This window comes from Ruegeria sp. HKCCSP346, from assembly GCF_017872595.1.
Taxonomy (GTDB): Bacteria; Pseudomonadota; Alphaproteobacteria; order Rhodobacterales; family Rhodobacteraceae; genus Ruegeria.
Genome location: NZ_JAEDOT010000006.1, coordinates 122,796 through 141,868 on the forward strand (window position 1 = coordinate 122,796; position 19,073 = coordinate 141,868).

A 19,073-nucleotide genomic window follows, 5' to 3' on the forward strand; every position below is an offset into this window, starting at 1 on the left:
CAAGTCAGATGAGGCAATCGTTTGAACGACGGCGCGGCAAAGAAAAAAGCGGCCCCTTCCAGAGGCCGCCCTTGTTCAGTCTGGCCGCGATCTTACTCCGCTGCCATCGCATCCTCGATCTTTTCGACACGAATGGCCGAGAACTTGAACTCGGGGATCTTGCCGTAGGGGTCGATGGCCGAGTTCGTCAGGATGTTCGCCGCCGCTTCGACATAGGCAAACGGGATGAACACCATGTCTTCGGCAATGGCCCGGTCGGCGCGCACCATGATTTCAATCGAACCGCGACGCGTGGTCAGGCGGATCATTTCGCCCGGATCAATTCCCATCAGCTTCAGAGTGCGCGGGTTCATCGAGCAGTTGGCCTCGGGCTCGACCGCGTCAAGAACCGTTGCCCGGCGGGTCATTGAACCGGTATGCCAATGTTCCAGCTGACGGCCGGTGGTGGCAATCATCGGGTATTCGTCATCGGGCGCCTCATCGGGCGGGATGACGCTGGCCGGTGTGAACCTTGCTTTGCCGCCCGCGCGGGGGAAACCATCACCGAACACGATTGACTGGCCGGGATCGGTTTCGCTGAGCGAAGGATAAGTGATCGTCTCGGTTTCCAGCCGTTCCCAGGTGATATTGTCCAGCGACTCCATGGTCAGTTTCATCTCGGCAAAGACCTCAGACACATCGGTATAATCCCAGTTCAGACCGATCCGTTGTGCCAGTTCGACTGTGATCTTCCAATCCTCGCGTGCCTCACCCGGGGGTGCCACGGCCGGACGGACACGCTGAACCTGACGGTTGGTGTTCGACACCGTGCCGTTCTTTTCATACAGCGCCGAGGCCGGCAGGATGATGTCCGCATAGTTCGCGGTTTCGGTCAGGAAGATGTCCTGCACGATCATCAGGTCCAGCTTGGCCAGCGCCTCACGTGCGTGGCCGACATCCGGATCGGACATGGCCGGGTTTTCACCCTGAATGTACATGCCCTTGATGTTGCCTGCATAGGCTTGGTCAATGATCTCGGTGACGGTCAAACCCTTCTCGTTCGAGAAGTCGTCCGAGTTCCAGACACTGGTGAACTGCGCGCGAATGCTGTCATCGGTAACAGTCTTGTAGTCCGGCAGGAACATCGGGATCAGACCTGCGTCCGACGCGCCCTGCACGTTGTTCTGCCCCCGCAGCGGGTGCAGACCCGCGCCCGGCTTGCCCACATTGCCCGTCATCAGGGCAAGGCTGATCAGGCAGCGCGAATTGTCGGTGCCGTGGATATGCTGGCTGACGCCCATGCCCCAGAAGATCAGACCGGCCTTGGCCTGCGCAAAGGTGCGCGCAACGCGGCGCAGCTGATCCGGTTCGATGCCGCAGATCGGTGCCATCGCCTCGGGCGTGAACTGGCGCAGGTGCTCTTTCTCGGCCTCCCAGTTCTCGGTCCAGCGGTGGATGTACTGGCTGTCATAAAGCTCTTCTTCGACGATCACGTTCATGATCGCGTTCAGCATCGAGACATCGGCACCGGGCCGGAATTGCAGCATTTCGTCGGCAAACTTGCGCATACCAACGCCGCGCGGGTCCATCACGATCAACTTGCCGCCGCGCTTGGCGAACTGTTTGAAATAGGTCGCCGCGACGGGATGGTTTTCAATCGGGTTGGCGCCGATGATGATAACCACGTCCGAATTTTCGACCTCATTGAACGTCGCGGTCACAGCACCCGAGCCGACATTCTCGATCAGAGCGGCGACCGACGACGCGTGGCACAGACGGGTGCAGTGGTCGACATTGTTGTGCTTGAAACCCTGACGGATGAACTTCTGGAACAGATAGGCCTCTTCGTTGGTGCATTTGGCTGAACCAAAGCCCGCAACGCTGCGCGGGTCTTCGTCGCGCAGGGCTTTCAGCCTGGTTGCGGCCAGATCCATCGCCTCTTCCCATGATGCTTCGCGGAAATGGGTCGACAGGTTGCCGGGATCGACGTTCAGCCCCTTCTCGGGCGCGTCCTCGCGCCGGATCAACGGCTTGGTCAGACGATGCGGGTGGTGGATATAGTCGAACCCGAACCGGCCCTTGACGCACAGACGGCCTTCGTTTGCCGGGCCGTTGATACCCTCGACATACTTGACCTTGCCGTCCTTGACCTTCAGCGAAACCTTGCAGCCCACCCCGCAGAACGGGCAGACGCTTTCGGTCTCAGAGTCGTAATCTTTGCTGTCGCCCTGCTGTTGGTCGTCCAGCACGGTTGCAGGCATCAGGGCGCCGGTCGGGCAGGCCTGAACACATTCACCACAAGCGACACAGGTTGAATCGCCCATCGGGTCGTTCTGGTCGAACACCACCTGAGCGGTGTGCCCGCGACCAGCCATGCCGATCACGTCATTCACCTGCACGTCGCGACAGGCGCGGACACAGAGGTTGCAGTTGATGCAGGCATCCAGATTGACCCGCATTGCCACATGGCTGTCATCCAGCAGCGGAATCTTCTCGGGCTCTTTCGCCGGGAAACGGCTGTCGCTGACATCGTTCAGCTTGGCCATGTCCCAGAAGTGGCTCGATTTGTCATGCGCCACCTCGGGCTGGTCGGCCACCAACAGTTCCATGACCATGGCGCGCGATTTCTCGGCGCGGTCACTGTCGGTCTTGACCACCATCCCGTCAGCAGCCGGGCGGATGCACGAGGCGACCAGCGTGCGCTCGCCTTCCACCTCGACCATACAGGCGCGGCAGTTGCCATCGGGTTTGTAACCCGGCGCCGGTTTGTGACACAGATGCGGTATCACCAGCCCACGGCCATTGGCCGCTTCCCAGATGGTGGTGCCTTCGGGCACGGTGACGTCATCGCCGTTCAGGTTGAAGGTGACGGTTTTGTTTGGGCTTGCATCAAGCATGGCTCTGTCTCCCTCAGATCTCATTGGCGAAATGTTTCATGACCAGGCGGATCGGGTTCGGGGCCGCCTGCCCCAGGCCGCAGATCGAGGCATCGCCCATCACCTGGCACAGATCTTCCAGCAGATCAGTGTCCCACGTGTCGGCCTGCATCAGCTTCACCGCCTTTTCGCAGCCCGCCCGGCAGGGGGTGCATTGGCCACAGCTTTCGTCCTCGAAGAACCGCAGCATGTTCAGCGCCGCATCGCGTGCGGTGTCCTGATCGGACAGAACCACAACCGCAGCAGACCCGATAAACGTGCCCAGCGGCTGTAGAGTGTCAAAATCGAGCGGGACGTCGTCGATGCTGGAGGGGAGAAGACCTGACGACGGCCCGCCCGGTTGATACGCCTTGAACACATGACCTTCGGCCATGCCTCCGGCTGCATCAATCACGTCAAGAATGGTCGACCCTGCCGGCAGCAGGTAGACGCCGGGTTTCGCCACCCGGCCCGAGACCGAATAACTGCGAAGCCCCTTGCGACCATTCTTTTCAACAGAATTGAGGATTTCCGGGCCTTCCCGGCAAATCTTGGATACCCAGTAGAGCGTCTCGACATTGTGCACCAGCGTCGGCCGGCCGAATACGCCGACCTGTGCCACGAAAGGCGGGCGGTGACGCGGCAGGCCCTTCTTGCCCTCGATCGACTCGATCATCGCGGATTCTTCACCGCAGATATAGGCGCCTGCACCACGGCGCAGGTCGATATAGCCAGGCTCAACAATTCCGGCATCTTCCAGCGCGGCGATCTCGCGGCGCAGAATTTCCAGAACCGCCGGGTATTCGTCACGCATGTAGATAAAGCAGGTCTCGGCCTCGACCGCCCAGGCGGCGATCAACATGCCTTCAAGGAAGACATGCGGGGTGCGTTCCAGGTAATAGCGGTCCTTGAACGTGCCGGGTTCGCCCTCGTCCCCGTTCACGGCCAGGTAACGCGGGCCGTCATTCATGCGGACAAAGCCCCATTTCTTGCCCGACGGGAAACCTGCGCCACCCAAACCGCGCAGGCCCGAGGCCAGAACCTGTTCCTGAACCGCTTCCCAGTCGCCGCCCTCGCGCAGCTCTTTCAGCTTGGTATAGCCGTCATTGGCCTCGTAGGCCGCGAAGGTTTCGTAATCGGGTAGATGAGCATGGGTGTCATCGGCAGCAATAGCGGCCTGCACTTTTTCAGGGGTCGCGTGGTCGATATGGTTGTGACCAATCTCGAGCACCGGTGCCGTGTCGCAGCGCCCCATGCAGGGAGCGCGCAGAACGCGCACTTCGGACGGGTCCAGCCCATCCTCCAACGCTTTTTTCAACTGCTGCGCACCAGCCATTTCGCAGGACAGGGAATCACAGACACGAATGGTCAGCGCGGGGGGCTGTGTTTCACCTTCTTTCACCACGTCGAAATGGGCATAGAAGGTCGCGGTCTCGTAAATCTCGGCCTGCCCGATCCGCATCTCGACGGCCAGCGCGGCAATATGGTCGGCGCTGATATGGCCGTGCGTGTCCTGAATCAGATGCAAATACTCGATCAACAGGTCGCGGCGGCGTGGGCGGTCGCCCAGCAGGCGCGCAATTTCGGCCTGTGCTTCATCCGTAAACTGTCGGCCTTTGGGCGTGTGCCGCCCCTTGCCTTTACCTGACTTCCAGACGCCCTTGGGTGCGCCTGATGGCTTGGTGTCTAATGGTGCCATAATGCCCTCCGATTCAGGCCCCGTGTCTCATCAGGCTAGCATATCGTCAAATCGCTTTTTGCAATCGCACGATAACGACATCTTATCACCGTAAAGACGTCACCACAGCGCGCAGTGCCTGCACCGTTGGCAGTTCAGGATCTCGGCTCAGGGTGGCCAGACAGATCGGTTTGCTGACAATCGGATCGACCAGCGGCAGCACCTTTGTCCCCTGCAACTCGCCCAATGCCCGAATAAGGACACGTGGCACAACCGTGGCAGCCAGCCCCTCGCGTGCCATCACCATCGACGCGGTAAATCCGCTGGTTTCGGCAACCACGTCCGGGTGCAGCCCCTGTTCGGCAAAGATACGATCCAGAATACGCCGGTTTTGCATCTGCGGCTCGAGCAGGCTCAGCGGAAATTCAGCCACGCGCGCCCAAGGCAAGGGGCCGTTTTCGTCCGTCATGTGTGACGGAACCAGCAGAACATAGGTTTCCTCGTACAAAGGTTGCACCTGTCGCAGATCGGTCCCGATGCTGTCGCCATATGTTATCCCGGCGTCCAGGCTTCCTTCGTCCAGCCGGTGTTGAATGGCGGTGGCAGACATGGTTTCGATGCGCGTAACGATGCGCGGATGCGCTTGCCGAAAGCGTTTGGTGAGGCGCCCGGTAAAGGCGATGGCCGTCGGAATCACGCCAAGGATCAGCGTACCGGTGATCTCGCCCTTGGTGGCCAGCACCTGCTGTTCCAGTGCTTTGGTGTCATCGAGAATGCGACGCGCCCGCTGGACGATCATCTCGCCCTCTTCGGTCAGACCCTGAAACCGGTTGGCGCGGCGGACGATAGAGACGCCCAATCGGTCTTCGAGGTTACGGATACGCATCGAGAACGCGGGTTGAGATATCCCGCATTCCTCTGCCGCCTTGGCAAAATGCCGATGCCGTGCCAAGGCACTGAGCAATTGCAGGTCGCGAATTTCGATCATCTCAGGGCATTCCTGTTGGCAGGTCGTTCGTCAGAGTATCGGATATTCGACGGCAGAGAAAAGAGCGCTTAAATTGCGCGGGCTGCGACTTGTGATTCCCGAACTCAAGGCATTTACCATGCAGGAACAGTTAATCGTATGACGTCTTCACCCAAGCGAAACAAAGCTGACAAAACCCGGAAATTACCTTAGCTTCCAGAGGCGGAGGTTTCAGGATGACGGAACGAATAACTGGTGGGTGCAAATGTGGCCTGGTTCGCTATGCAGGCACCCGACTTGATGTACCAATGTTTCGCTGTCACTGTCGCGACTGCCAGCACCTCACAGGTTCCGGGCATTCAGAGATGATGCCTTTGGTCCGTGACTCTTTTGAAATAAGTAGTGCTTGCAAAACGTACGAAATGCTGGGCGGGTCGGGCAACCCAACGTTCAGCGGCTTCTGCCCGAACTGTGGAGCGCAACTTACAAGGCGCAGCAGTCTTATGGATGATCGTATCTATGTTCACGCATCATCGCTAGATGATCCGCGAAAATACAACCCGGAAAAATCAATCTATCAAGAGTCTGCGCAATCTTGGGATGCAACCTCAGTCGTCGGACAGACTTAAAAGCACAGGACAGTTCATTTCCCGATTTGAGTTGGCGGGCCTCGATACGCCAATACGATTGCGGATTGTGGCGCAATTTCAGGTGTTGAACAAAAAGTGCATCACGTCGCCATCCTTGACGACATAGCTTTTCCCCTCTGCCCGCATCTTGCCTGCCTCTTTTGCCCCTTGCTCGCCGTTGCAGGCGACAAAGTCTTCATAGGCGATGGTCTCGGCGCGGATGAATCCCTTTTCGAAATCACCATGAATGACACCAGCCGCCTGCGGTGCAGCGGTGCCGGTGCGGATGGTCCAGGCGCGAGCTTCTTTCGGGCCGACCGTAAAATAGGTTTCCAGTTTCAGCAGGTCGTAACCTGCACGGATCAGACGGTCGAGACCGGGCTCTTCCAGACCCATTTCCTCAAGGAACATCTGTGCCTCGTCCGCTTCAAGCAGGCTGATCTCTTCTTCGATCTTGGCGCTGATAATGACGTGAGAGTTGCCCTGGGCGGCAGCCATCTCGGCAACTTTCGCCGAGTATTCGTTGCCTTCAGCGGCTTCTTCCTCGGACACGTTGCAAACATAAAGAACTGGCTTGGTGGTCAGCAGTTGCAACATCTTCCAGGCCTTGGCGTCCTCGTCCGAAACCTCGACCAACCGTGCAGGTTTGCCGCCTTCCAGCATCTTTTGCGCTTCGGCAAGCAGGCGGTCCTGCTGTTGGGCCTCTTTGTCATTGCCTTTCAGCTTGCGCACCAGATTGGCGCGGCGCTTTTCGATGCTTTCCAGATCGGCGAGCATCAGCTCAGTCTCGATGGTGTCAGCATCGGCCACGGGGTCGATGCGGCCTTCTACATGGGTCACGTCGCCATCTTCGAAACAGCGCAAGACATGGGCGATGGCATCGACCTCGCGAATATTTGCCAGAAACTGGTTCCCGAGCCCCTCTCCTTTCGAGGCCCCCTTCACCAGTCCGGCGATATCAACGAATGTCATGCGCGTCGGGATGATCTGTTTTGACGATGCGATTGCGGCCAACTTGTCGAGCCGCTCATCCGGCACGGCCACATCGCCGACATTGGGCTCAATCGTGCAGAACGGGAAATTCGCGGCTTGCGCGGCAGCGGTTTTGGTCAACGCATTGAACAGGGTCGACTTGCCCACGTTCGGCAGACCCACGATTCCCATCTTAAAGCCCATAACGGCCTCCTGCATAGAATACGAACGCAGCTTCTATGCAGGTCCGCATCAATGCGCAAGTGATTGCCGGGCCACTTTGTTTGAGTCCCTTCGGCCACATCACGAAATTGTTCTCAAATCGTGTTCTTGTCGGCCCTGAAAACCGAAGGGTAGGATGAACAATTAACATAGCGCGATCAAATTAAATGGCAGAATATAATGGAAAAACTACTTCTTGCAGCCGTACTGACGGTCTCTACATTTGCTACAGCCCATGCTCAGACGGTTGTTCTTGGTGCCGGGTATTCAGATTTTTCCGAGGCGACGTCCGAAGATCAGGCACTGATTGCTCTCGAGTACCATCACACTCCTTTTCACCAGGCAACTCGGTTCAGTGCTGGCTGGGGTGCTGCGTTTTCTGTGAACGAAGACGGGGATACGCATATCGGTGTTGGGCTGGTCGGGCTGTATTCTCTGGGTGAGCGCTGGTTCGTCGAAGGCAGTGTCATGCCGGGATACTTCAATGCCAGCAACGACCAGAACGACCTGGGCGGAGACTTTCAGATCCGCAGCCTTTTGGGTCTTGGATATAACCTGAACAACGGCAACAGAATGTCAGTTGCGATCACGCACAAGTCGAACGCCAGCACCAACGATGAGAACCCTGGTGTAAACGCGGTTCTGCTGCGGTACCATCTGGGCTTCTGAGCTATTCCTGCGTTGGCGGGATTGATTTTCGGTCAAAGTTTCTGCACACGGGTCCAAACCCGATTGCAAGGACATCCGATGACCCGTATCGACGCTAAGTTTGCCGCCCTGAAAGCCGAAGGAAAGAAGGCTTTTGTTGCCTACGTGATGGCAGGGGACCCGGACTATGACACCTCGCTCGACGTGGTCAAAGGCCTGCCCGGCGCGGGTGTGGACATCATCGAACTTGGTTTGCCCTTCACTGATCCGATGGCGGATGGCCCCACAATTCAGGCAGCGGGTCAACGCGCGTTGGACGGCGGGATGACGTTGCAGCGCACATTGGATCTGGCGCGCGCGTTCAGGGAAACAGATGACACAACGCCAATTGTCCTGATGGGGTACTACAACCCGATTTACAGCCGGGGTGTAGAGGCTTTTCTGGCCGATGCCAAAGATGCCGGTATTGACGGGCTGATCGTTGTCGATCTGCCGCCCGAGGAAGACGAAGAGCTTTGCCTGCCTGCGCAGGCGGCCGGCCTGAACTTCATTCGTCTTGCAACACCTACCACGGATGACCAGCGCCTGCCGCGCGTTTTGCAAAACACCTCGGGCTTCGTGTATTACGTCTCAATCACTGGCATCACCGGCGCGGCCGAGGCGCAGGCAACGGATGTGGCCCCCGAGGTTGCCCGTATCCAGGCCGCAACCGAGCTGCCGGTGATCGTGGGCTTTGGCATCAATACGCCCGAGAAATCCCGCAATATCGCGTCCGTGGCAGATGGTGCCGTAGTCGGATCGGCGATCGTCAGCCAGATCGGTGCAGGCAAACCGGTCAATGAAGTGCTGGATTTTGTAAAGTCCCTGTCGGATGGCGCTCATAGCGCCTGATCCCGCAGATAACACAGACTGAAAAGCCTGCCGCAGACTGTTCTGGGGCAGGCTTTTTTGACTGCCCGACGCCGGGCCAGATCATTGCAGGCGTTGACATGCATTGGTAAGGAAAACGAACCAGTAAGTTCGGAGGTCTGAGTCATGCCTGTGATAACCAATATCGAAAACCTCAGGCGCATTTACGAGCGTCGCGTGCCGCGGATGTTCTACGATTACGCTGAAAGCGGCAGCTGGACGGAACAGACTTTCCGCGAAAACAGTTCCGATTTTGAAAAGATCCGCCTGCGTCAGCGGGTTGCCGTTGATATGTCCGGGCGTTCGACGGCCTCGGAAATGATCGGCCAGAAGGTGTCAATGCCGGTCGCGTTGGCCCCGGTCGGGTTGACGGGGATGCAGCATGCGGACGGAGAGATGAAGGCCGCCAAAGCCGCCGAGGATTTTGGTGTGCCCTTTACCCTTTCCACAATGTCGATCAACTCGATCGAAGACGTGGCCGAGCACACCGACAAGCCGTTCTGGTTTCAGCTCTACACGATGAAGGACGATGACTATGTCAGCCGTCTGATCCAGCGGGCCAAGGACGCCAAGTGTTCGGCGCTGGTGATTACGTTGGATCTGCAGATTCTGGGCCAACGGCACAAAGACCTGAAGAACGGCCTGTCCGCACCACCCAAGCTGACCGCAAAGACCATAGCGAACCTGATGACCAAATGGGCCTGGGGCATTGAAATGCTGGGTGCCAAACGGCGCGAGTTCGGCAATATAGTGGGACATGTGCAAGGTATCTCGGACGCGTCTTCACTGGGGGCCTGGACCGCTGAACAGTTCGACCCCACCCTCGACTGGAGCAAAGTCGAAAAACTGATGGAAAAGTGGGGCGGAAAAGTGATCCTGAAAGGGATACTCGACGCGGAAGATGCCAAAATGGCTGCCAAGCTGGGAGCGGATGCCATAGTCGTGTCGAACCATGGTGGGCGTCAGCTGGATGGTGCCCTCAGCTCGATTCGGGTATTGCCCGAGATCATGGACGCTGTCGGCAACGATGTCGAAGTGCATCTGGACAGTGGTATCCGCTCGGGTCAGGACGTGCTTAAGGCATTGGCACTGGGGGCCAGGGGGACGTATATCGGCCGCGCATTTATTTATGGGCTGGGCGCCATGGGCCAGAAAGGCGTCACCACCGCGCTGGAAGTGATTCAGAAGGAACTTGATACAACAATGGCGCTGTGCGGTGAAAAAACCGTTAGCGCGCTGGGGGCGCACAATCTTCTGGTACCAGAAGATTTTGGTGGTCGCTGGCAAGCCTGAGACCGCGGCAGATTTGGGGCTCTGCCCCCGCCGCCCGTTCCGGGCGTCTCCCCCGGGATATTTGTGGCCAGATGAAGCAGCGGACCCTTCACTCATTTGACGAAGAACACTCCGAAGCGCGCGGTTGGGCCATAGAGAACGACAAGCTGTGATTTCCCCCCTTTCCAAACCGGATGAATCGAGATAAGGACGCGGCTTCACGCGGGTATACAGCCTTGGAGGATACCCGCCCTAACATTGGAGAATTATCATGGCTGGAGAGATTCCTGATCTCGTAGCTCTGGAACGGACGGGGACAGGCAAGGGCGCCGCTCGCAAAACGCGCCGCGAAGGCATGGTTCCGGGCGTAGTGTTTGGCGGCGACAAAGATCCGCTGCCGATTCAGATTCCGTTCAACGAACTGTTCAAGCGCCTGAAGGCCGGTCGCTTCAAGTCGACCCTGTGGAACCTGAAAGTCGAAGGCCATGAAGACGTTCGCGTCATCTGCCGCGACGTTCAGCGTGATGTCGTCAAAGACCTGCCGACCCACCTGGACTTGATGCGCCTGCGCCGGACCACCAAGATCGCACTGTACATTCCGGTTGAGTTTATCAACGAAGATGAAGCCCCCGGCATCAAGAAGGGCGGCGTGCTGACCGTTGTCCGCCCGGAAGTCGAGCTGTTGTGCACCGCAGGTGACATTCCTGAGAAGATCACCGTTGATGTGGCCGGAATGAACATCAACGACGTCGTCACCATTTCGTCGGTTGAACTGCCCGAAGGCACCAAGCCGACCATCGACCGCGACTTCGTGATCGCAAACGTCTCGGCACCGACCGGTCTGTCGACAAGTGACGACGAAGAAGGTGAAGAAGCAGAAGTTGCAGTCGACGAAGTCGAAGTCGTCGGCAAAGAAGAAGAATAAATCCGGATCAAACATCTGGATTTTGAAACGGGGTTCTGACGAACCCCGTTTTTTTGTGGTTATGACGCGCGGCGCCGGCTGGATTTCCATGGCAATTCCGGGCATCACATAGCCTCGAGGCTACAGAGGCGGAGCTTGGTCATGAAACTCTTTGTCGGATTGGGAAACCCGGGGCAGAAATACGCCCGAAACCGGCACAATATCGGGTTCATGGCTGTGGAGCGGATTGCGAAAGATCATGGGTTTGGCCCATGGAAATCCAAATTTCAGGGCGAAATCTCGGAAGGGCGGTTAGGGTCTGAAAAAATCCTTTTGCTGAAACCACAGACCTTCATGAACCGGTCCGGTCAATCCGTGGGTGAAGCGATGCGTTTCTACAAACTCGAGTCCACAGATGTTGTCGTGTTCCATGACGAGCTGGACCTCGCCCCGGGCAAAGTGCGGGTAAAGGCGGGCGGCGGACACGCTGGGCATAATGGTCTGCGTTCGATCCACGACCATATAGGCGCAGCCTATGACCGTGTCCGGCTTGGGATCGGACATCCGGGCCGCAAGGAAATGGTCTCGGCTTATGTCCTGAGCGACTTTGCGAAATCCGAGAGTGACTGGCTGGACGACGTTCTGCGGGGTGTTTCGGACGGCGCGCCCCATCTGGCGCGAGATGATGGTGGAAAATTTATGAACGCGGTGGCCCTGCGTACTGCTCCGCCCCGGTCGTCCAAGACGGCGGCTCCGAAAGCTGAAACCGCATCTAAGGCACCTCCGAAGCCACCAGCCGACGAACGGTCGGCCATGCAGAAACTGTTGGACAAGTTCAAATAGCGCCCCGCCCTCTTTCCGTTACGTCGGCGTTGCGAAAGCGGGATGTCCACGTTCCAATACACGCAAACAAGGGAGGCTATGCGATGCGGTCCATACTGAAGTGGGTTCTGCGCATTGTGCTGGCGCTGGCTTTGGCCGCCGCTGCCGTTGGGCTTTGGAAACGCGAAGAGTTACAGCGCCTGATGGCGGTGAACTCTCTGTTTTCCGAGGACAAGATCGTTCACAACTTTTCGCATATGGATGAAGCCTTTCTGACCGTGGATCTGCCGCGTGGAAACGCCCCAACATGGGAACTACCCTACGGCGAAGGTTTCGATCTTCCGGAAGGCACCGACACTTGGATCAATGAACGCTCGGTCACTTCTTTGCTTATCATGCAGAACGGCAAGATCCGGTTCGAGGAATACTATCTGGGCACCGGTCCCGATGATCGCCGGATTTCGTGGTCAGTGGCAAAAAGTTATCTGTCGGCGCTTTTCGGCATTCTCCTGCAAGAGGGCGCAATCGATTCATTGGATGATCCCGTCGTCAAATACGCCCCCAAACTTGCAGGCAGCGCATATGACAGGGCGACAATTCGGAACGTTCTGAACATGGCCAGCGGCGTCACGTTTGACGAAGATTATCTGGACCCGAAATCTGACATCAACAGGATGGGCCGTGTGATTGCCCTGGGCGGTGAACTGGACGATTTCGCGGCCTCATTGCAGGACAGTTTCGCGCCCCCCGGTGAAACCTGGCAATATGTTTCCATAGACACGCATGTATTGGGCATGGTGATACGCGGGGCGACCGGTCGCAGTGTCGCGGATCTATTGACGGAAAAAATCCTTCAGCCCCTGGGCCTTGAGCGGGACGGGTATTATGTCACTGACGGCGCTGGTGTCGCCTTCGTTTTGGGCGGATTGAACTTCACGACACGTGACTTTGCACGGTTCGGGCAAATGATCCTGCAAGATGGGTCATTGAACGGCCGGCAAGTGGTGCCCTCCGACTGGATTTTCGAGGCAACTCAACCCAGCGCCCCGACCGCTCAGGGGAAGATTGGATATGGGTACCAGTGGTGGATCCCGCGCGGCGCCCATGAGGGAGAGTTTCTGGCCCGGGGCGTGTATGGGCAATACATCTATTTCAACCAACCTCGCGGCGTTCTGATTGTGTCTACCGGCGCTGATCGGAAATTTCGCGACACTGGCGTAAACGACCAGAATATCGAAATGTTCCGCAAGATCGCAGAAAGCCTGTAAGGTGTGTTCATGCAGAAGCAAGACAGTATCAATGTACTCGGCGGCGTTCTGGCGCCCTGCTCACGCGATCCTCTGACCGGGTTCTTCCGCGACGGTGCGTGCAATACCTGCCCCGAGGATCAGGGAAGCCATACGGTTTGTGCCGTGATGACGGCCGAGTTTCTGGCATTCTCGAAATACGTCGGCAATGATCTGAGCACGGCTCGGCCCGAGTTCGATTTCCCGGGCCTCAAGCCCGGTGACAGCTGGTGTCTGTGTGCCGGCCGGTTCCTACAAGCCCATGACGAAGGATGCGCCCCAAAGGTTCACCTGGAGGCGACCCATCAACGCGCGCTCGAGATTGTGCCGCTTGATATCTTGCTTCAGAACAAGGCGAATGCCTAGACAGCCATTGCGCCTGGGGCGAGACCTGATCCGCGATCCAGTTTCGCCCCAAGGTCAGAACGCCATTTGCCAGATCAGGCTGATGCTGTAGTTTTCAAAACCGCTTTCACCAATGCCATCGTAGAACACGTTTGCTGCAAGCAAGCTGTTGTTTTCCAACCGATAGTCCAGGCCCAGATCCGCACGGGCACGGGCGGTGTCGCCAATCGGTGTCACGCCCGGGGCGGTGCCAGTACCCGAAGTCGTGCTCCAAATCCCAGAAAGCCCGCCCGTCAGCATCATCTCTCCTCGTGACACTTGAAGCGGGTGGCTGAAATCCACACCCAGCCGTGCCGTCGTCAAACTGAAATCCTGCTGTGGAATCAGATTACCCAAGCTGTCGGTATAAGCTTTCTGATCGTCACTGGCATAACTTACGTCCAGCAAGGGCATCAATGTCAGGGCGCCACGCTTTATCTCACCTGTCACGCGCGACTGGACCAGCCAACGGTCACTGTCGAAACTGTCTTCGTAGGTGCCAAACGGAGAGATGTTGTTGTCGGCCTGGCCATAAAGTACCCGCCCTTCAAGAAACACCGAATGATTGGGCAATTTTGCCACCACATAAGGACCAACCAGCCAGCCCGTACCGTCCACGCTGGCCGGGCCGTTTTCCGTTTCGGCATAGTCGAACTGAAGCATGGCGCCGATCAACAGGTTCGAATTGATCTGGCGATGAGCCCCGACAACAGCCAGTGCATAGGAGTTGTCATAATCATCCTGAGAACTCCAGTTGCCGGTCACACTGAACCAGACGGGGCGCGCCGGATCACTGGCGAAATTCAGATACCCCGAGCCCTGCGTGACCGAAGCGTCCAGTACACCCGACCCCGAACCTTGCAGAAACTGGGTCAGTTTCGGCTGGTTCGACACAAGGCTGTTGGCCCGGGCGTTCTGGAACGCCTGAATCTGACGTTGAGCATTTGTCACGGCCTGAAGCGTGCTGACCCTGTTTGACTCAAGGTTCAGATTCCCAGCCGCGTCCGAGAACACCCCTGCCGGAATGAAAAGCTCGATGGTACCGTTGTTCTGGGGCGTCAAAGTGGCGACATAGCTGGTGCCGGACCCGGTCAGAGTGGTCGTTGCATTGGTGACGGACAGGTCGCCCACGGTGAAATCGGTGCTTGGTTCGCTCAGCGTAATGGTTGCTTGAAACGTTCCGCTGCCGGTCGGCGTCAGGGCCCCAATCGTTGCAGTTGGCTGTGTCGTATCCACCAGAACGCGCGTGTTGACGATTTGGGTGTTCGTTACACCGGACAACGCGATCTCATAGCGATAAAGCGGCCCTCCGACGGTTTCGCGCGCAGTGAACGTAATCCCCATATACCCGTCTGCCGCATATGTGGAATCCGCGCCATCCTGACTGAGAATGGTTGCGCCGATATAGCCCAGGGAAGCAAGGCCGGCAGGCGTGATCGCACTCAGGTTCAGAATGCCGTTGTTGAAATAGAAACTACCGCCGGGAACCTGCCCCGACCCACCCAGCGAAACAAAGGCCGATCCGGTAAGTGGGATATTGTTGAAAAAGATGCTTCCCCCGTTCGGCGTCGGAACTGAGGTTATGAAGAAGCCGCCACCAAGGGCCGCACCCTCTTTCGCGCTTCCGATCATGAGTGCTGAAATCAGAAAACAGAGGCACAACAGCCTCGAAATAACGGACCTGACCATTTTACCTCCTACAACACCGCGAGGGCGCTAAACACCAGGGCGCCCGGGCAAAGACACTGTGCCCCGAGCCACGTCATCCATTGTCCCATCCATTGCAGAGACGTCCCCTGAACCGGCCGCAACTACGCCAGTTACCCAATAGTTAATTCAAATTGGAGACACTGTATAGAATTGGAAGCAACTCAACTTTGGCGTGCGGGCCACATGGCTGTGCACAAACCAAAAGACAAAGGCAAAAAATGTCGGAAAGCACTTCAAACCCCGGTGTTTTCAAGGAGTCTTCTCGGCAAGACGTCACAACAAGCCGTGACTTTGCAAGTCACGTGCTCAAAATATGCCGGTTACAGATTCTCGACCTTGACGGGATGTTCGAAACAATCCCAGGCAGAGATCGCAACTGGCAGTTGTCGGGAAACAAATGCAGGCACAATGATCGAGGTTTCCCAGCAGCCGGCGATTCCTCGGGCCTCTGTGTTGTCCTTACATGCGCCTTGGCGGCGGCCCTTTTTTTGCAGGGCAACCTGATTTGGGCGGACATGTCACATGTTTGACTATCCCGCCTGTCCTGCTCTGGAACGTCAGGACATTTCGCCTTGAAAATGTTGCTTTCAGGACCGCTTGAGCCAAGGACGCCATAACAGAGCAACCGGGACATGCCGCCCCGGTTCACACTCAACCCGCCGTACGGCCTTCGGTGTCTGACATATCGAAGTTCAGATATTTGGCCACGGTCTGAACGTCCTTGTCTCCACGGCCGCACATGTTCATGCAGATCAGGTGATCCTTGGGCAATTCCGGTGCGATCTTCATCACATGGGCCAATGCGTGGCTTGGTTCCAGCGCCGGGATGATCCCCTCGGTTGCGCAGCACAGCTGGAACGCCTCGAGCGCTTCCTTGTCAGTGATCGAGACGTAATTCGCGCGTCCAATTTCGTGCAACCAGGAATGCTCGGGCCCGATGCCCGGATAGTCCAGCCCGGCCGAGATTGAATAGCCTTCAAGAATCTGGCCATCGTCATCCTGCAACAGATAGGTCCGGTTGCCGTGCAGCACGCCCGGCCGTCCGCCGGTCAGCGAAGCGCAATGCTCCATTTTCTCGTTCACACCTTTTCCGCCCGCCTCGACGCCTATGATGTTGACGTCCTTGTCGTCGAGGAAAGGATAGAACAGACCCATCGCGTTCGAACCGCCGCCGATGGCCGCAATGATCGTGTCGGGCAAACGGCCTTCGGCCTTCATCATCTGCTCTTTCGCTTCCTTGCCGATGATCGACTGGAAATCGCGGACCATTGCCGGATAGGGGTGCGGCCCAGCCACGGTGCCGATGCAGTAGAACGTGTCGCGCACATTAGTCACCCAGTCGCGCAGCGCGTCATTCATCGCATCCTTGAGCGTCCCACGGCCCGAGGTCACAGGGATCACCTCGGCCCCCAGAAGACGCATGCGGAATACGTTCGGGGCCTGACGCTGCACGTCGTGCGCCCCCATATAGACAATGCATTTCAAGCCAAACTTGGCACATACGGTGGCGGTGGCCACGCCGTGTTGCCCTGCCCCGGTTTCAGCAATGATCCGGGTCTTGCCCATACGCCGCGCCAGAATGATCTGCCCAAGCACGTTGTTGATCTTGTGCGCGCCGGTGTGGTTCAGCTCGTCACGCTTCAGATAGATCTTGGCACCCCCCAGATGCTCGGTCAGGCGTTCCGCAAAATACAGCGGCGAAGGACGACCCACATAGTTTGCCCACAGGTCATCCATTTCGGCCCAGAACGTCGGATCATCTTTGGCCTTGTTGTATTCCTCTTCCAGTGACAGGATCAGCGGCATCAGAGTTTCACTGACAAAACGCCCGCCGAAGATGCCGAAACGTCCCTGTTCGTCAGGGCCGGACATGAAGGAATTGAAAAGATCGTTGGCCATGGGTGTCTCCCTCGTCGTATCTGTTGTTCATAGGTGGTGGCAGCGGGATTTGCCATGGGCAAAACGCATCATTCCACAGCCTGCGTGTTTTGACGCCAGACCTGAACCGCCTGCGCCGAGCTGGGCACACCAATGCACGGAAAATGATGAAACCTGTTCACATCCGCCAAACGATCGGCCGCCAACAAGGCACGCCTGTGTGGGCCGGATTGGGAAAATGTCAGCATTGCTTCGATGTCTTGCCAGACACTGAATGAAAAATAGATGCCATCCTGCCTGAACAAGTCAGCGTGCAGGCACAATGGGTCGCCTTGCGCCTGCCGACAGGCCTGTCCCGCGCGCCAGAAAAACTCCGGCGCATGGTACCAATGTTTCAAGGAAACGCCCCCGATTGCTGCGAGCATGCTCAACCCCTCTGTTTCGTGGGATACGCAGCAAGATCTTTATCAGATCACCTGAGAGCCGATGCAAAGTCGCGGATCAGGGCAGCATCTTTCACACCCGGCGCGCTTTCGACACCGGATGACACATCCACCTGCCGGGCACCTGTCATCCGGACTGCTTCGGCAACGTTCTGGGGTGTCAGGCCACCGGCCAGCATCCAAGGCCGGCGCCAGTATTTCCGTCCGGCCAACAGCCGCCAGTCAAAAGCCAACCCGTTGCCGCCCGGCAATTCAGCCTCTCTGGGCGGTTTCGCATCGATCAGCAGTTGATCGGCCACCTCCGAGTAAAGATCGACGGCCGCCAGATCCTCGGCCTCGGCCACTCCTATGGCTTTCATCACCGGCAAACCAAATCGCTCGCGAATTTCGGAAACCCGTTCGGGCGATTCCTTGCCATGCAGTTGAAGCATATCAAGCGGTACAGTCGAAACGATTCCGTCCAATTCTTCGTCAGTGGCATTCACCACCAAAGCCACCTTGGCAACGCCAACTGGGACCAGATGCGCCAGTTCTGCGGCCCGCGAAATATCCAGATTGCGTGGCGATTTCGGAAAGAAAACGAACCCAACATAGCCTGCCCCGGCGTCTGCCGCAGCGCGCACGTGATCCGGTGCGGTCAGACCGCAGATTTTGAACCGAACATCAGGCATAGCGGTCAGGCTCAGCTCGCCTCATCCAGAATGGCAAGTACATCGTCCTTGCCTTCGTTTTGCTTTTTCTTGAGCTTCTTGACTTCGCGCTCAAGCTTGCGCACTTCGGTTTTCTTCACGGTCGCGTCGCGGCGGTGCTTGTGTTCCCGCAGCCATTCCCACAGGAAACCAATAACCAATCCTGCCGCAACACCCCCCAAAACCACCAGAAACAGCGGCAGTGACGCGCTGAGGTTAAAACCCAGAAGCTCGGCCAGAGCATCCGGCATCAGTTTCAGTTCTACGGACTGAACATTGGCAAGAGACACGGAAATCAGGATGATCCCGAGGGCCGCCAGAAAAGCATATCGAAGGTAACGCATCATGGTGTCAGGCTTTACCGTTCAATCGATCCCTGAGCAACTTGCCAGTTTTGAAAAACGGTACACATTTTTCTTCGACCTGCACCGTTTCGCCCGTGCGCGGGTTGCGCCCAACACGTGCGTCGCGTTTTTTTACGGAAAAGGCACCAAAGCCCCGCAGTTCGACACGGTCACCGCGCGCCATGGCGTCTGTGACTTCTTCGAATACGGTGTTCACGATCCGCTCGACATCACGCTGATAGAGATGCGGGTTTTCGTCAGCGATTTTCTGAATCAATTCTGAACGGATCATGCGTGATACCCTCCCAGGCAGCCGGTGTGACAGGTCTACTGTTTTGACAGTATAGGAAAAAACCCGGAAGGGGGGAACGGATACTCTGAGTTTTGAGGCTTTATTTTGCCACATTCTCGCGCGAAATTTT

The 19,073-nt window shown here is 57.4% G+C and carries 17 protein-coding genes; 7 read left to right on the plus strand and 10 right to left on the minus strand.

The annotated features are described in order from the left end of the window. Window positions 1–92: 92 nt before the first annotated feature. The 4 genes from fdhF to ychF form a co-directional block, all read right to left on the minus strand. On the minus strand, window positions 93–2,876 hold the full coding sequence (fdhF, locus tag I9185_RS15995; protein WP_210093545.1) for a formate dehydrogenase subunit alpha: 2,784 nt from the start codon (window positions 2,874–2,876) through the stop codon (window positions 93–95). A 13-nt stretch (window positions 2,877–2,889) separates the two neighbouring features. After that, window positions 2,890–4,593, minus strand: coding sequence for an NAD(P)H-dependent oxidoreductase subunit E (locus I9185_RS16000; protein ID WP_210093546.1), 1,704 nt, complete (start codon window positions 4,591–4,593; stop codon window positions 2,890–2,892). 85 nt (window positions 4,594–4,678) lie between these two features. Further along, window positions 4,679–5,560: a LysR family transcriptional regulator gene (locus I9185_RS16005; RefSeq protein ID WP_171636780.1), complete on the minus strand. Its 882-nt coding sequence runs from the start codon at window positions 5,558–5,560 to the stop codon at window positions 4,679–4,681. A 686-nt stretch (window positions 5,561–6,246) separates the two neighbouring features. After that, complete coding sequence (gene ychF / locus I9185_RS16015; RefSeq protein ID WP_171636776.1) at window positions 6,247–7,344, minus strand: redox-regulated ATPase YchF; 1,098 nt, start codon at window positions 7,342–7,344, stop codon at window positions 6,247–6,249. A gap of 198 nt (window positions 7,345–7,542) precedes the next feature. Here ychF and I9185_RS16020 point away from each other — a divergent pair, with 198 nt between their 5' ends. From I9185_RS16020 to I9185_RS16050, 7 genes are all read left to right on the plus strand, one after another. Further along, window positions 7,543–8,031: an acyloxyacyl hydrolase gene (locus tag I9185_RS16020; RefSeq protein WP_171636774.1), complete on the plus strand. Its 489-nt coding sequence runs from the start codon at window positions 7,543–7,545 to the stop codon at window positions 8,029–8,031. A 78-nt stretch (window positions 8,032–8,109) separates the two neighbouring features. Next, window positions 8,110–8,901, plus strand: coding sequence for a tryptophan synthase subunit alpha (trpA, locus tag I9185_RS16025; protein WP_209834901.1), 792 nt, complete (start codon window positions 8,110–8,112; stop codon window positions 8,899–8,901). A 144-nt stretch (window positions 8,902–9,045) separates the two neighbouring features. Next, window positions 9,046–10,212, plus strand: a complete 1,167-nt coding sequence (locus I9185_RS16030; protein ID WP_171636770.1) for an alpha-hydroxy acid oxidase — start codon at window positions 9,046–9,048, stop codon at window positions 10,210–10,212. Window positions 10,213–10,462: 250 nt separating this feature from the next. After that, entirely contained in the window at window positions 10,463–11,116 is a 654-nt protein-coding gene (locus tag I9185_RS16035; protein ID WP_171636768.1) for a 50S ribosomal protein L25/general stress protein Ctc, read from the plus strand. A 141-nt stretch (window positions 11,117–11,257) separates the two neighbouring features. Further along, complete coding sequence (gene pth / locus I9185_RS16040) at window positions 11,258–11,938, plus strand: aminoacyl-tRNA hydrolase (protein ID WP_210093547.1); 681 nt, start codon at window positions 11,258–11,260, stop codon at window positions 11,936–11,938. A gap of 83 nt (window positions 11,939–12,021) precedes the next feature. Next, window positions 12,022–13,185 carry a serine hydrolase gene (locus I9185_RS16045; RefSeq protein ID WP_210093548.1) on the plus strand — a complete coding sequence of 388 codons (1,164 nt, stop codon included), beginning with the start codon at window positions 12,022–12,024 and terminating at the stop codon, window positions 13,183–13,185. Between the two features lie 9 nt (window positions 13,186–13,194). Next, window positions 13,195–13,569: a DUF2237 domain-containing protein gene (locus I9185_RS16050; protein WP_171117420.1), complete on the plus strand. Its 375-nt coding sequence runs from the start codon at window positions 13,195–13,197 to the stop codon at window positions 13,567–13,569. Between the two features lie 54 nt (window positions 13,570–13,623). On the opposite strand, the gene I9185_RS16055 is transcribed toward I9185_RS16050, so the two are convergent. From I9185_RS16055 to ihfB, 6 genes are all read right to left on the minus strand, one after another. Then, window positions 13,624–15,276, minus strand: a complete 1,653-nt coding sequence (locus tag I9185_RS16055; RefSeq protein WP_210093549.1) for an Ig-like domain-containing protein — start codon at window positions 15,274–15,276, stop codon at window positions 13,624–13,626. A gap of 672 nt (window positions 15,277–15,948) precedes the next feature. Next, window positions 15,949–17,196 carry a tryptophan synthase subunit beta gene (gene trpB / locus I9185_RS16060; protein ID WP_171229554.1) on the minus strand — a complete coding sequence of 416 codons (1,248 nt, stop codon included), beginning with the start codon at window positions 17,194–17,196 and terminating at the stop codon, window positions 15,949–15,951. A 68-nt stretch (window positions 17,197–17,264) separates the two neighbouring features. Next, window positions 17,265–17,600, minus strand: coding sequence for a hypothetical protein (locus tag I9185_RS16065; RefSeq protein ID WP_210093550.1), 336 nt, complete (start codon window positions 17,598–17,600; stop codon window positions 17,265–17,267). Between the two features lie 47 nt (window positions 17,601–17,647). Beyond that, on the minus strand, window positions 17,648–18,289 hold the full coding sequence (locus I9185_RS16070; RefSeq protein ID WP_171724470.1) for a phosphoribosylanthranilate isomerase: 642 nt from the start codon (window positions 18,287–18,289) through the stop codon (window positions 17,648–17,650). An 11-nt stretch (window positions 18,290–18,300) separates the two neighbouring features. Further along, window positions 18,301–18,651 (minus strand): LapA family protein, encoded by a 351-nt coding sequence (locus I9185_RS16075; RefSeq protein WP_171117412.1) that lies wholly within the window; start codon window positions 18,649–18,651, stop codon window positions 18,301–18,303. A 7-nt stretch (window positions 18,652–18,658) separates the two neighbouring features. Further along, on the minus strand, window positions 18,659–18,943 hold the full coding sequence (ihfB, locus tag I9185_RS16080; RefSeq protein WP_050603110.1) for an integration host factor subunit beta: 285 nt from the start codon (window positions 18,941–18,943) through the stop codon (window positions 18,659–18,661). Window positions 18,944–19,073: the final 130 nt, after the last annotated feature.